This is a genomic window from Marinicrinis sediminis, from assembly GCF_042685085.1.
Classification (GTDB): domain Bacteria; phylum Bacillota; class Bacilli; order Paenibacillales; family KCTC-33676; genus Marinicrinis; species Marinicrinis sediminis.
The window spans coordinates 90,758-104,955 of the sequence record NZ_JBHUMM010000002.1; the positions used below are offsets into that span (position 1 = coordinate 90,758).

Annotated in this window: 14 protein-coding genes; 3 read left to right on the plus strand and 11 right to left on the minus strand. The window is 49.5% G+C overall.

Features of this window, described 5'->3' with window-relative positions; all coding sequences use genetic code 11:
* Positions 1–63 precede the first annotated feature (63 nt).
* Together ACFSUC_RS02035 and ACFSUC_RS02040 are read left to right on the plus strand one after the other, a co-directional pair.
* Positions 64–915, plus strand: a complete 852-nt coding sequence (locus ACFSUC_RS02035) for an AraC family transcriptional regulator (RefSeq protein ID WP_379927765.1) — start codon at positions 64–66, stop codon at positions 913–915.
* A 59-nt stretch (positions 916–974) separates the two neighbouring features.
* Positions 975–1,298: a DUF2277 domain-containing protein gene (locus ACFSUC_RS02040; protein ID WP_379927766.1), complete on the plus strand. Its 324-nt coding sequence runs from the start codon at positions 975–977 to the stop codon at positions 1,296–1,298.
* A gap of 117 nt (positions 1,299–1,415) precedes the next feature.
* Here the strand turns inward: ACFSUC_RS02040 and ACFSUC_RS02045 are convergent, their stop codons facing one another.
* The gene (locus ACFSUC_RS02045; protein ID WP_379927767.1) at positions 1,416–3,578 is read right to left on the minus strand and encodes a methyl-accepting chemotaxis protein; all 2,163 of its coding nucleotides are present in this window, start codon (positions 3,576–3,578) and stop codon (positions 1,416–1,418) included.
* Between the two features lie 457 nt (positions 3,579–4,035).
* Positions 4,036–4,794, minus strand: coding sequence for a sugar phosphate isomerase/epimerase family protein (locus ACFSUC_RS02050; protein ID WP_379927768.1), 759 nt, complete (start codon positions 4,792–4,794; stop codon positions 4,036–4,038).
* A gap of 128 nt (positions 4,795–4,922) precedes the next feature.
* Between ACFSUC_RS02050 and ACFSUC_RS02055 the strand changes: the two genes are divergently transcribed.
* Positions 4,923–5,741 carry a helix-turn-helix transcriptional regulator gene (locus tag ACFSUC_RS02055; protein ID WP_379927770.1) on the plus strand — a complete coding sequence of 273 codons (819 nt, stop codon included), beginning with the start codon at positions 4,923–4,925 and terminating at the stop codon, positions 5,739–5,741.
* A 118-nt stretch (positions 5,742–5,859) separates the two neighbouring features.
* Here ACFSUC_RS02055 and ACFSUC_RS02060 read toward each other — a convergent pair whose 3' ends face one another.
* The 9 genes from ACFSUC_RS02060 to alaS form a co-directional block, all read right to left on the minus strand.
* On the minus strand, positions 5,860–7,131 hold the full coding sequence (locus tag ACFSUC_RS02060; RefSeq protein ID WP_379927772.1) for a peptidase U32 family protein: 1,272 nt from the start codon (positions 7,129–7,131) through the stop codon (positions 5,860–5,862).
* 19 nt (positions 7,132–7,150) lie between these two features.
* Entirely contained in the window at positions 7,151–8,086 is a 936-nt protein-coding gene (locus tag ACFSUC_RS02065; RefSeq protein WP_379927773.1) for a peptidase U32 family protein, read from the minus strand.
* Between the two features lie 16 nt (positions 8,087–8,102).
* The gene (locus ACFSUC_RS02070; RefSeq protein WP_379927963.1) at positions 8,103–8,744 is read right to left on the minus strand and encodes an O-methyltransferase; all 642 of its coding nucleotides are present in this window, start codon (positions 8,742–8,744) and stop codon (positions 8,103–8,105) included.
* Positions 8,745–8,787: 43 nt separating this feature from the next.
* Positions 8,788–10,020 (minus strand): endolytic transglycosylase MltG, encoded by a 1,233-nt coding sequence (mltG, locus tag ACFSUC_RS02075; protein WP_379927774.1) that lies wholly within the window; start codon positions 10,018–10,020, stop codon positions 8,788–8,790.
* A 60-nt stretch (positions 10,021–10,080) separates the two neighbouring features.
* Positions 10,081–10,389 carry a DUF1292 domain-containing protein gene (locus ACFSUC_RS02080; RefSeq protein WP_379927775.1) on the minus strand — a complete coding sequence of 103 codons (309 nt, stop codon included), beginning with the start codon at positions 10,387–10,389 and terminating at the stop codon, positions 10,081–10,083.
* Positions 10,390–10,394: 5 nt separating this feature from the next.
* Positions 10,395–10,697 carry a DUF1292 domain-containing protein gene (locus ACFSUC_RS02085; RefSeq protein ID WP_379927776.1) on the minus strand — a complete coding sequence of 101 codons (303 nt, stop codon included), beginning with the start codon at positions 10,695–10,697 and terminating at the stop codon, positions 10,395–10,397.
* A 16-nt stretch (positions 10,698–10,713) separates the two neighbouring features.
* Positions 10,714–11,124, minus strand: coding sequence for a Holliday junction resolvase RuvX (ruvX, locus tag ACFSUC_RS02090; RefSeq protein ID WP_379927777.1), 411 nt, complete (start codon positions 11,122–11,124; stop codon positions 10,714–10,716).
* An 86-nt stretch (positions 11,125–11,210) separates the two neighbouring features.
* Positions 11,211–11,483, minus strand: coding sequence for an IreB family regulatory phosphoprotein (locus ACFSUC_RS02095; RefSeq protein WP_379927778.1), 273 nt, complete (start codon positions 11,481–11,483; stop codon positions 11,211–11,213).
* A 46-nt stretch (positions 11,484–11,529) separates the two neighbouring features.
* Complete coding sequence (alaS, locus tag ACFSUC_RS02100; protein WP_379927779.1) at positions 11,530–14,160, minus strand: alanine--tRNA ligase; 2,631 nt, start codon at positions 14,158–14,160, stop codon at positions 11,530–11,532.
* Positions 14,161–14,198: the final 38 nt, after the last annotated feature.

Below are 14,198 nucleotides of genomic sequence, written 5' to 3' on the forward strand. Positions count from 1 at the left end.
ATGGATAAATGTAACTTTTATGCTACAATAGTGAGAGCAAAGACTGGAAAGGAGGGCGCGGATATGACCCTTTCTACTTCCTATGAACTAGCCATGAATCCACTTCCCGGCAAGGAACGGGATGTGCATATTCTGTTCTCCGGCATCAGCCAGACAGCCGCTGGACACAAGATCGGTCCGCGATTGTATGATTATGTATTGATTCATTATATCATTTCCGGCAAAGGTCGCTTCGAAATTCAGGGCCAGCAGAATGATCTGGAAGCAGGTGACAGTTTTATTATTCGACCCGAACAGCTCATTTCCTATCAGGCCGATGAAGAAACACCGTGGAAATATGTCTGGATTGCCATCCAGGGGAGCGGATGCGAGGAATTGCTCGAACAGGCTGGCCTGAACCCTTCACGATCAGTCGTATCCATTCCGAACCGAAACCGGGTCATCACCCTGTTTGCCAAGATTCGAACCGCCTTTCAGCAGCAGGCGTCCCTGTCTGCCCTGATGCCTCTTGGCTATTTGTATTTGCTGCTGGCAGCGTACAAGGAAGCCCTGCTTGATTCCAATGCACGCAAGCCGGCACAGGCCGACCAGATTTCGCTGGTGGACCAGATGATCCATTACGTCTCTACGCAGTATACGTACCCGGTCTCCATCGAACAGATGGCAGAAGACCTGGGTTACCACCGCGCATACCTGTCACGGGTATTCAAAAAAGAAACCGGTCTGACCCCCGTCTCCTTTTTGCAAAAGGTGCGCGTAGACAAGGGCAGACAATTGCTCAGAGAGCGAAGAGATCTGACGATTGAACAAGTCGCCTACTCGGTCGGATTTGAAGACCCCCTGTATTTCTCGCGACAGTTCAAGAAGCATTTCGGCCTGTCTCCCACCCACTATCAGCAAGAAATCAAGTCGTGAATCATGAGGTTCGTCAAGCCATTATGATAATCAAAACAGAACGAAGGGAAGATTCAGATATGTGTAGAAATATTAAGACGCTTTTTAATTATGATCCGCCAGCTACAGAGTCTGAGATTCAAGCGGCCTCTTTGCAGTTCGTCCGCAAGATATCAGGCTATCGGGCTCCTTCTCAGGCCAACGAAGCAGCCTTCCATCAAGCCGTGGAAGAGGTTGCCGCTGCAGCAAGCAAATTGCTCGATAATCTCGTCACCCAGGCAGAACCGCGCAACAGGGAAGCCGATTTGCAGCGCTCCCGTGCAAGAAATTCCAAGAGATTCGCTCCGAGAGAGATGAGTGATACGAATCGTTTACAAAACACAGATAAATCGAGTTCCTATTAAGCGGACTGTATAACAATAAAAACAGGCTATCATCGATAGCCTGTTTTATTGTTGATAGTATCTTGTGTGTCTTACCAGGATCACTTCAGGTGCCAGGTAAGCTCCACTAGATATATATTATTCGGTTTTGAAACGGTTCAGAGATTCCTGCAGGGACTTGGATAACCCTTCCAGCTTCTCAGCCAGCTCCACCAGTCCTTCACTTGCACTTTGCTGCTGCCCAGACAGGGAAGCGACCTCTTCCGAGGTTGCCGAAGATTCTTCGGAAACCGCGCTCACACTGGACATGGCTTCTGACAATGTCTGTTGGGAGCGATTCAATTGTTCGATAGACTGGGTGGTTTCATCCAGACTCTCGACAAAGCTCTGCATCTCAGACTGTACATTTGTGAAGATGTCCGATGCATCCTTTACGGAAGCCAGCTGTTCCTGATAGAGCGGATAAGCCTCTGCAAGCGCAGATGCCGTTTCTTCCATTTCGGTCAGAATGCTTAACGTAATTTGACCCACGACGTCAATATTTTGTCTGGATTGGTCTGCCAGATTGCGAATTTCATCCGCTACGACCATGAAGCCTTTGCCCGCTGCGCCCGCTCTGGAAGCTTCAATCGTGGCATTCAGGGACAGTATGTTCGTTTGTTTCGTCATATTGTGCAGGACATCCAGCACCTTCTGAATAGAGGAAGTATTTTCTTTCAGACGATCTACGCGAGCGACCATTGCCCGGGTCATTTCTTCTGTCGTATTCGTCTTCGTAATCAGTTCGGCCATATGATGGCTTCCCTTTTCCCCCGCTCGCTGAATCTGCTGCGCCGAAACTCCAAGTTCCTGGTTGGAATCGACGACTTTGTTCATCTGTTGGGAGAAATGATTGGTGATTTCATTGCCTCTTTCAGCCTCCACCGCCAGTGTGGAAGCCCCTTCTGCAATTTGCTCGGTAGCCAGTGTAATTTCCTTGGCGGAGATAGCCGTATTTTTGGATACGGTGGACAAATGAACGGCTGTATCCAATACATCACTAGCCGATTGATTCGTCGCGACTACCAGCTTCGTGATTTCCTCCATCATCCGGTTGAAGCTTTCGCCTACCTGACCAATTTCGTCCTTCGTCTTGACCTTCGTACGAACCGCCAGGTTGCCTCTCTCCCCTTCATTCATCAGGTTTCGCAGGTTAGACAGCGGTGCCGCTACCAGCTTCACCATAATGAAGCCAACCAGCAAGGCGAGTACAATGGATACGAGCAGCATGATGGTCGTAATGTTGGCGATCTCGCTTGTACTTTCAGTCAATTCACTGATCGCAATCGTGCTCGCTACCGTCCAGTTGTTGGATGGAGATTGGTCATAGACGAGCAACAGCTCCTCGCCGTCCTCCCTCGTGACGGTTTCCGTATCGCTCAGTCGATCGGTCTTCTTCACATTTTTCAGCAAATCTGTAGATTGCGCGATCAAATCCGGATTAGCAGCGAATACAATCTGATGATTTTCATCAATGACATATTTGCTGCCTGTTTCACCAAGCTGAATATTGTTCAGTTGATCACCGATAACCGACAGCTTCAGCTCCATCAGGATCACACCGTAAGTTTCCCCGCTCATTTTATTTTTGACCAGTCGGGTCAGTGCGAAGGTATCGATTCCCTGCTCACTAATAAACCCGCCCTTGCGCGTTCCGGCCCAGTACGGTCTCCCGTCAAGTTCTGTGGCTTTCTGGAACCAGTCTTCCTCGGCCAGTCCCTTCTTCACATTCAGGGTATCGGTCGAAACCAGCAGTGTACCATCTGTGGAAATAAAGCTGAGGGAATCAATTCTCGAATCAGCCAGAATGATGTTGAGCATCGTCTCTTCCAGCGTCTTCGTCACCTGCAGCTTCTCATACTGATTGGCTCCCTGATCTCCCAGTACATCTACCAAATCACTGACACGCTCGGAGTAGGCATCATCCAGAATGAATTGCAGCGTGGTCGCTTCAAAGGAATCGTACACCATGCCCAGCTTTTCCCGTACCTGGATGATGGTCTGGTGAGAGGATTTGGACACTTCCTTCGTGATAATATCCTTGGAGGTTGTGTAGGACTGCCAGCCCACAATGCTGACGATCAGACAAATGCTCAAAAAGAAGAAGAGAAATAATTTGCTGCCTACAGATGTGACCGGATTAATACGGCTCCATAAGGTTCCCTTGCCACCTGAATGAGTCTGTTGAACCTTCGGCTTTTTTACTTTTTCACTTTTTGCGTTGGATGCGGCTTGCGTTTTCTTGTTTGGTTTCAGAGCCATAATTATCATCACCACCGTTGTCTATTATGTATAGATTGCATATTTTCTAATTCGACAGCTTTCGTGTGAATCCTTCACTTCAATATGACAATGTCTGTTGAAATCCTCTCCGATCCTACAAAAAAATGGAAGCGATGCACGTGATGTATTTATTAAACGAAAAGAAGCCCTTTCAAAGCAAGTCCTCCCATCGATCAAAAACCGTTCACATCCGCGATCATATAGAGTGTGCAATCGATTTAAATTCCACTTCATGCCCTGGCGAATTTTTCTTTGCAATTGCAACCCTGGCTTGTCCCTTTCTTGCCACTCACATGCCACATGCAACTTGAATGCATCTCCATTGTCATTTGCTCTTTGTTCTTTGCTTGCAACTAATGGCCGGAAATAGAAAGAGGACTGCCCGAAAGTCGAAAATCCCGCTCTCGTGCAGCCCCGTCTATTGAATCGAATGGTTTTACAAGCTTAGGTGCTGCCTGATCCACTGCCGGTTGTTGCGTATGCTATCCAGGGAGCCTATCTGACATTCGTCCTGCTCGACGATCAGCCACTCCACCCCGTTCTGATCGGCTGCAGCGGCAATGGCCTGCAGGGGCAGCTGTCCTTTGCCCAGTTCAACGGTTAGCGGGGTGCCATCCTCCGCGAGGGCCAGATCCTTGTAGTGGATCAACGGCACTCGTTGGCGGTACTGCTGAATATAGGAAACGGGGCTCAAACCGGCATGTTGAATCCAGCACACATCCAGCTCCAGCTTCAATTGCTGTGAGGACAAGTGCTTCGCCATCGCATCCAGCGCAGGCATGCCTTGAACGTGGCTCGTCAGTTCAAAATCATGGTTATGGTAGCAGAACTGAAGACCTGCCTCCTGACATTTCTCGCTAATCCGGCCAAGCTGCTCGAATACCTCGATCCAGGCTGCTTCATCTTCCCGCTTGCTTTCATCAACAAACGGAATAATCAGATAGGTACCCCCTAGCGTTTTCATGGCTGCAACCTGTCCGTCTGCATCCTCGAGCATGGCTTCCAGGGAGACATGACTTCCCGCCGCTTGCAGACCCAACCGATCGAGGTGCCCCCTAAGTTCCGTCGCAGGCAAATCACCATATCCTGCAAATTCTACTCCTTCATAGCCCATTTCAGCGATTTTCTCCAATGTACCGATGAAATCCTTCTCCGTTTCATCTCGAACCGTGTACAACTGAACGCCAATCTTCATGGTTTTCATCCTCTCTATATTTTCTTTCCAGCGTAAACGTCTTTTCGCTATAATGAAATGAACAATATAAAGAAACCTGAACAATCTGGCTATATTTATAAATGGATAGAAAGGGTGGTATATCCATCATGGCACACATCATCGCACAACCAACCTGTGAAGTGCTTACATCCGGTTACTCCTACCATTCGCGGGAATATCGCATTGAAGTGAAGGAAGGCCTCCAGAAGTATCTGATTCGCCTGCAGACGGAGGGAACAGCGGATTTGCTGGTGAAAGGCAAGGTGCAACGGATGATGCCGGGTGATCTGCTGCTCGTTCATCCGAATGACCCTTATTTCTTGCGGGCAGGCAGTACGATGCCAGTTAGTCCGAGTCACGGACGAAGTGGAAGCGGTGACTACTATATCTTTTTGTCTGGTCCCTTTGTAGAAAAGTGGTGGAGGCTTCATCACCCCAACCCCCATTATCACGTATCCCTGGACGGAGAAGTATGTCAGTTGATGAAACAGATCGCACGAGCCCAATATCGGGAAGGAACGAGAGCCAGAGATATACAGGATTATCTGGCCAAGGCATTGCTGCTTACGATCGAGTCTATGATGATGGAGCAGAATCGAAACCATCAGCAATCGTATGTCGCCTATCAGATGAAGCATTACATTGAGAAAAATATTGCCGACTCATTTCAAATTCAAGATGTAGCGGCCGAAGCCAAGCTAAGTGTTTCCAGAGCCGTCCACCTCTTCAAGGAAGTCTTTCAGACCAGTATGATGCAGTACGCTCTTGAACTGCGTCTGGACATGGCGAAAGAGCGCATCCGGTATACGCCGATGAATCTCGAGCATATCGCAGAAAGCTGCGGTTTTAACAGTTACACGTACTTTCACCGGGTATTCAAACGCAAGTTCGGCGTTTCGCCGGGCCTTTATCGGCAGAAGCCGTAGAGAAGAACCCACACATGGCTCACTCCAAACGCTTACAGCACAACAAAGCGTCGGCCTGAGCTATATGCTCCTGTCCGACGCTTTGAATAACCGGCTTCCTCTGCAGGAAGTCCAGATGCTATACTTTTTTTCTCATCATGTCCATGGGCTTCACTGGCTGATCCACTTTCAACCGGATGGTTTGCAGCGGATGACGGGCAGCATCCAGCACCTGACCCTTGTCATCATAGATTTCTTCAACCTTTTGCTTGAAGAAGGTTCCCTTCGGACCAAAAAATTCAATCTCATAACCCGGCTTGAAGTAATTGCGCTGCTGAATTTCTGCCATCTGTGTTTCTGGATCATAGTCCAGCACCAGACCTGCGAAGTCATAGCCGATCATCTTGTCCTCAGGGCCAAAGATATGATCTTCATGTCCCGGTGTCTGATAGAAAAAGCCGGTATTAAGCGGTCGGTTGGCTGCCTTGTAGATTTCTTCCTGCCATTCCCGTTTGAGGCTGTAGTTTTCCGGATCTTCCATGTACGCATCAATGGCCTGGCGATAGGCATTCACCACCGAAGCCACGTAATGCACACTCTTCATGCGGCCTTCGATTTTGAAGCTGTCTACACCGGACTCGATCAGATCAGGCACATGATCAATCATGAATAGGTCCTTGGAGCTCATAGAAAAGCGGTCGTCCTCTTCCTCGAACAGCGGAATGTCTGTTCCAAGCTTTTGATCCTGTCCTTTTTCATACAGATCATACTTCCAGCGACACGACTGACAGCAGCCCCCTCGATTGGAATCACGATCTGTGAAATGATTGGACAGGGTGCAGCGGCCTGACCACGAGGAGCACATCGCGCCATGAATGAACACTTCAATCTCCACATCGACCCGATTTTTAATTTCCACAATGTCCTCCATCGTAGCTTCCCGGGCCAGTACAACTCGCGGTGCGCCTTCTTCTTTCCAGTATTGCACGGCTCTCCAGTTCATCGTGGACTGCTGGGTGCTGACGTGCACTTCCAGCTTTGGTGCAGCACGCTTGGCCGTTTCCATAATAATCGGATCAGCGGTAATGATGGCCGCAATGCCAGCTTTCTCCAGCTCAATTAGATACGCTTCCAGCCCTTCAATGTCTTCATTGTGGGCATATATATTCGTGGTGACAAATACTTTGGCACCATAACGGGACGCAAAGGCTACGCCCTCTTTCATTTCTTCAAATGTGAAGTTATCTGCATTCGATCGCAGTCCATAGGCCTGTCCCCCGATATATACAGCATCTGCGCCGTAATGGATGGCCATTTTCAGCTTCTCCAGATTGCCTGCGGGCGCAAGCAGCTCCGGACGATCGAGCTTGCGTCTTGAAGGATTCGGTTGCTTCATCACATCTACTTGCATGGTCATCCCTCCTGTCACCTTAATACACCTGTTCCTTGAACAAAAATCCGAAGGTCAGTTCCCGATTCGGGTCTTGCAAAGCCTGAATGCGTGCAATCCATTCCGGCTGTAGCACATAGGCTTCCGGGTTGGCATAATACGCATCGATCGCAGCCCGATAACTTTCGACCGTCGCCACGTGGTAGGCAGGGGTTTTCAGCAAGCCGTCGATTTTCACACTATCCAGATCCACTTCAAACAACTCGTCAAGGGCTTCCATCAAACAAATGTCGTCAGGACTCATCATATGGGTGCCTCCCTCATCCTCAAAAACCGGCACATGCAGCTCTTGCCGTTCTTCTTCAATAAGGTACAGTCCCCTCTCCTGTCCGAACTCGCTGAGAGAAGCCTCTTTGCCCTGGTGCGCCATATAGTTCTGCAACAGGTTGCGCTTGGAATGGTACATGTTCGTCATGCCGTGAATCTGTACCTGGACGTCCATATCCGGGAGCATACGCTTCACTTCGTGAATTTCCTCCAGGTTCAGTTCCCGAGCCAGGATCACCCGGCTTGCCCCCTTGGATTGCCAGTATTTCGCCGTCGCATAGTTCGTCGCGGTCATTTCTGTATTCCAGTGCAGGTCCATTTCAATCGACAATTCTTTAAGAATCATCAAGATGGCAGGGTCACCGAAAACAAGTGCATCCGCGCCCCATTGATGAAGGTTGGCTACGTATGCCTTCACGTCCTCCAGCATGTCATTGCTGAAGATCTGATTGACCGAAATATAGGCACGGGCGCCGCCTTGATGGATGCGTGCAATGCCAGCCTGCATATCTTCCATCCGAAAGTTCCCGGGCATGCGCATGCCAAACCGGTTCTCTCCAATATTGACTGCATCTGCACCAGCCTGGATCACTTCATCAATTTGCGTCAGTGAATCGGCTGTGGCAAGCAGTTCAGGTTTTTTTCTCATGCTGTCTCACCTGCTTTCATCTAGAATGATATATGGTACTCACTGCCAACCCATCTCCTACGGTCAGCATCATGGTATTCATCTGAGGATGATTCATTAAATATTCATTATACCCTTTCAACTTGCGAACGAGGGAGCGGTATTTTTTGGGAACCTCCGATTCAGGCAGGGACGGATAACCTCGAAACAGAACGTTGTCCGTCACGATAAGTGCCCCCTCCGTACATTTTGGCAATGCCTTTTCCAGGAAAACTGGATATTGCCCCTTGGCGGCATCAATGAACACAAAGTCAAAGGGTTCGACGAGTGTATCCAGCGTGCAAGCCGCATCTCCAATCACAACCTGACTGCGATCGGAAAGTCCTGCTTCCGCCAAATTATGACGGGCTCGCGCTGCTCTCTGCTCATCCAGTTCGAGTGAAATCAGTTCACTGTTGTCACACGCCAGAGCCATGGAGATGCCGGAATAGCCGATGGCCGTTCCAATCTCCAGAATGCGCCGAGGCTGGCGAGTCTGCACGAGCCAGGCCAATACCCGACCCGCTTCGGGAACAATACTCGGAATCCCCTCTTCCCTGCTCTCCTGCTCAAGCCTCGCCAGAACAGGATGCCGCTCAGGCAGTAATGCATGCATATACGCGCTCATCGATTCGGTCACAAAGCTCAAGATTGAACCCCTTTCCTTTTCCATACAGTTCCCGTCATCCGTTCTGCTCACTTTTCCGCTTGTTCTCCAGATGCTGGTCATACGTTTCGGCGAATAAATGTCCGAAGGTGCCATCCTTCTTCGTCACATAATAATAATAAGGCGTTTCATCCGGGAACAGGGCTGCTTCAATGGAGGCAATGCCTGGTGCGGCAATCGGCCCGGGCGGGAGACCCGCATTTTGATACGTATTGTAGGGACTGTCCACTTCCAGATCTGCATAAAGCAGACGTTCCTTCTGCTTGTCCAGCAAATATTGGACGGTGGCATCGATTTGCAGTGGCATCTGATCATTCAGCCGGTTATAAATAACCGAGGCTACGATCGGTCTTTCTTCGTCCACAACGACTTCCCGCTCAATGAGGGAAGCAATCGTCATCAAATCATGAAAGCTGAATCCCAGCTGAGCCAGACGTTGATCAAGCTGCTCCTGCCATGGCTCCTCACCTTTTGCCTGAAACAGCAACTCCAGCTTGCGCCCCAGCTCCTGGAATGTGCGCGCCACCATCATCTCAGCCTCTGCGTCCTTAACGAAATCATAGGATTCCGGAAACAGATAGCCCTCCAGCTTGTACATATATTGATCCGATTCGGGAATCGCCTGTAAATACGATCGAATCTGCTCATCTCTGTCCGGTTTGGCAGTGGCTTCAGGAAAAGTCAAATTCGCGATCCATTCTTCATCCGGATTTTTCATGGCATCCAGGAAGGAAGCCTCGTCTGCCGGAGACAACGCGGCCATGATCGGGGCGATTTGCTTCACGGTGAACCCTTCGGGAATGGTCAATGTCTTCATCTCGGCCTGTACGACATCCCCGCTGTTCAGCTTGGCGATGATGGCATCCTTGTCCATGCCTGGCTCCAATGCATACGTACCCGCCTGAAAGCGACTGCCCTCATTCCGGTAACGCAAATAGAACTGGAATATCAATCCATCTCGAATTAACCCTTCCTGTTCAAGCTGATTGGCAATTTCTCTGGAGCTCATTCCTCGCTCAATGACAAATTCAATCGCTTCAGCCTCACTTCCACCCTCTGCCTCAACTGGCTGGAGCGCCTGAATCACATAGGCTGCTCCCCCTGCCACAATACCTGAAATAAATAGTAATGGAATCAGGATCACCAGCATGACCCGTTTCCATCGTTTCCTTTTCGGCGCGCGTTCGACTATTTCCCCGGAAATGTTCCGCTGTTCGTAATCCTGTTCCTCATCGCTCTTCCCATACATCCGCTGTTACCCCCTGTCAACAAAAAGAGCGGACGTCTCCGTCCACTTCATTTTCAACCATTATGGAGCCTCATCATTTTTCGCTAGTTTATTATATACCATATCGTCATAAAGTTCTGCAACCGATTCCCACTCTTCATCATCTTCGATGTTTTCCAACTGAAATTCGTCGGTTGCCTTCTTCTCATAACGAAACACTTCCACATCCAGATCTTTTTTCATCTGTTTGGTCTGCAAGATGGCATAGTACCGGTCACGGAGCTGGATTTCAGCCAATATACGATATGGCTCCGGGGACAATCCCTCCAGCTCAATTTCGTTCCCGTATACGTCTCTGAGATGGTGAACCTCCGTATAAGCTGGTTCCATGCCGTTTACCCTTCTTCCTGATCAAACTCATCCATCAAGGTGTTGAATGTTTCTTCGACAATATCCCATTCTTCCTCATCATCAATCGTGAACAGTTTGAGATCATCTCCGTCTTCTTCATAACGGAAAGCAAAGACTTCCGCCTCTTCATCCTGCTCACTCTCAACCGGAACGACCATCATGTACGTCTTTTCCGAGCCATCTACTTCAAACTTCATGATGACTTCAAACTCGTTCTCGTTCCCTTCTTCATCGGGGATAATAATGACTTCCGGGTTTTCTTCCTGATTGATCGGTTCGTTTGTCATGTTCAATCACCTCTTCTTAAGATTTCGCATCCAGATAATTTTGCAAAATAATCGCGGCTGCGATTTTGTCTACGACCTGTTTCCTTTTTTTACGACTCACATCGGCTTCCAGCAGCGTCCGCTGGGCCGATACGGTTGACAGTCTCTCATCCCACATCGTAACGGGCAAATTGCATGTCTTCTCCAGCGTAGCGGCAAATTCCTGGCATATTTCACCGCGTGGTCCGATCGTGCCGTTCATATTCTTGGGCAGCCCTACCACGAATCCGCTGATCTCATATTGTTTGGCCAGCTCCTGAAGACGATTCAGATCCTGCTTGAGATTCTTCCTGCGGATAATCTCAATACCCTGGGCGGTCCATCCAAGCTCATCACTGACCGCGATACCGATCGTCTTGTCGCCTACATCCAAGCCCATTACTCTCATCCCTTACACCTCAATCCTGGAAAAAACCGATGGAGGAGTGCTGTCTATTGAAGCATTTCCAAGCCATCGGTCAACTAAACACCTGTTTATTTCGTGTTGCCTTGCTGCTGTTGAAGATAAAATTTAACCAACTCTTCAATCAGCTCATCTCTTTCTCTTCTGCCCATCATACTTCTTGCATTGTTATGGCGCGGAATGTAAGCAGGGTCCCCAGACAGCAAATAGCCGACAATCTGGTTAATCGGATTATACCCTTTTTCTTGCAGTGCGTCATATACCGTTAGCAAGATTTCTTTCGGTGATGTCTCGAATTCATCCGCTTTGAAATCAAATTTCATCGTTTTGTCCATGGAACTCATCACCTGCACCTCCTGCACAAATTCCCAATCCGCTTGGGGAGTCTTATCAAGCTTCAACCTGCTGCTTCAAAAACTCAGGGACTTTCGCAATCGCCTCGTCCAGTCTCGCTATATCCTTGCCGCCTGCCTGCGCCATGTCCGGTCGTCCACCGCCACCGCCGCCGCAAACGGCCGCTGTCTCCTTAATCAGTTTGCCTGCATGATAGCCACGCTTCACCAAATCCGGTGTTACAGCCCCAACCAGTTGAACCTTGTCATCAATGGCTGCTCCTAATACTATAATAGCCGATTGCAGCTTGGATTTCATCTCATCGGCCACATTTCGAAGGGAATCCATATCCGAAACATCCAGCCTGACGGCAAGTAGTGGAACACCGTCTACGTGCTGTACCTGATCCGTCAAGGAACCGGCTTCGATCTGACTTAGTTTCGCTTTCAGCGATTCATTTTCCTTGCCTGCTTCTCGAAGCTGCTGACTCATGCTCTCAATGCGGGCAGGTACGTCCTGCACCTTCGATTTGAGAAGGGCCGCTGCCTGTTTTAATGTATCCAGCTGCTCTTCCATATATTGATAAGCGCCTTTGCCTGTTACGGCTTCAATCCGGCGGATACCGCTACCGATGCCCGACTCGCTCAAAATCTTGAACATGCCGATCTGTGCCGTCTGCTGAACATGACAGCCTCCACAAAGTTCCAGGCTGAAATCTCCGATCTGTACAACCCGTACGACATCCCCGTATTTTTCTCCGAACAGGGCCATGGCTCCCATTTCCTTCGCTTCGTCCAGACTTTTGCGCGCGATCGCAAGCGTCGTGTTGGCCCAGATCTGTTCATTGACAATCTGCTCGATCTGTTCCAGTTCATCTATTGTGACACTGCCGAAATGAGAGAAGTCGAAACGAAGGCGATCCGGTGCGACCAGGGAACCTGCCTGGTTGGCATGCTCGCCCAGCACCATCTTCAGCGCACGATGCAGCAAATGCGTAGCGGTATGATTTTTGATAACCGCTTCCCGAATGGTTGAATCCACAACAGCCTCAACAGTTTCGTGAAGACGCAGCACACCTTCCTGTACTTCCACCGTATGCACATGCTGCCCGTGTGGCGCCTTTTTCACGTCTTGAACAACCGCTTTAAGTCCTTGACCAGCCAACACACCATGATCGCTGACCTGACCGCCGCTTTCCGCATAGAAAGGCGTCTGATCCAGCACGACCTGGCAAACTTGACCGCTGCCGACTTCTTCGACGAGCTGATCCTCGACGATGAGTGCGATGATCTGGCTGTTTACACGCAGCTCCTCATATCCGGCAAACTCGCTCGCAGCCGTAAAATCAGACAATGGACCCCCTTGGATATTCATGCTTCCCGTATCCTGTCTGGCTGCTCTTGCCCGCTCCCGCTGCTTTGCCATCTCTGCCTCAAAGCCTTCCCGATCAATCGAAAGACCTTGCTCTGCAGCGTAATCCTCCGTCAGATCCAGTGGGAAACCATACGTATCATACAGCTTGAAGCACTGCGATCCTGTAATCAGATTGGAGCCTTCCTGCTTGGCCTGTGCAGCCAACTGCTCCAAAATGGACAGCCCTTCGGAAAGGGTTTCATGGAAACGTTCTTCCTCACTGCGAATGACCTTCACGATAAAGTCCTGCTTCTCCACAAGCTCCGTATAATGCGTGCCCATAATGTCGGCCACAACGGGCACCAAACGATACAGGAACGGCTGGTCAATGCCCAGTACCTTTCCGAATCTTACCGCACGACGCAGCAAACGGCGAATGACATATCCTCTTCCTTCATTGGAAGGGAGGACACCATCTCCGGCAGCAAAGGCCACCGTACGCACATGGTCGGCAATGACCTTCAGGGCCACATCCATCTCTTCTTGCTCTTTATATTTTACTCCCGCTATACGAGAAGTTTCCTGAATAATTGGCTGAAATAAATCGGTATCAAAATTGGAGTCCACCTCTTGCAAAATCGAAGTGAATCGCTCCAGACCCGCGCCTGTATCGATGTTTTTGGCAGGAAGCGGTGTATAGGAACCGTCCTTGTTGTGATTGAACTGTGAAAATACGTTGTTCCATACTTCGAGGTAACGTTCGTTCTCCCCACCCGGATAACATTCGGGATCGCTAGCATCTCCAAAGGACTCACCGCGGTCATAGAAGATTTCCGTACATGGACCGCATGGCCCTTCCCCGATATCCCAGAAGTTCTCATCCAGCTTCACAATTCGATCCGCTGGCAGACCGATTTTCTTGTTCCACAGATCGAATGCTTCCTCATCCTCCGGATGAATGGTCACGGACAGACGTTCCGGATCAAATCCAATCCACTTCGGATCGGTCAGAAATTCCCACGCCCACGTAATCGCTTCTTCCTTGAAGTAATCGCCAATCGAGAAATTCCCCAGCATTTCGAAAAAGGTTTGGTGCCTTCTTGTTTTCCCGACGTTCTCGATATCATTGGTGCGAATACACTTTTGCGCATTGGCGATGCGAGGGTTGTCCGGTTTGATGCGACCGTCGAAATAAGGCTTTAACGGCGCCATCCCGGCATTGATCCACAAGAGAGAAGGATCATTGTGCGGGACGAGTGAAGCACTTGGTTCGATTTTGTGGTTCTTGCTTGCAAAAAAGTCCAGCCATTTCTGACGAATTTCACTAGATTTCATGATGGTTCCTCCAACATCGATAAGATCAGATTCAAGCT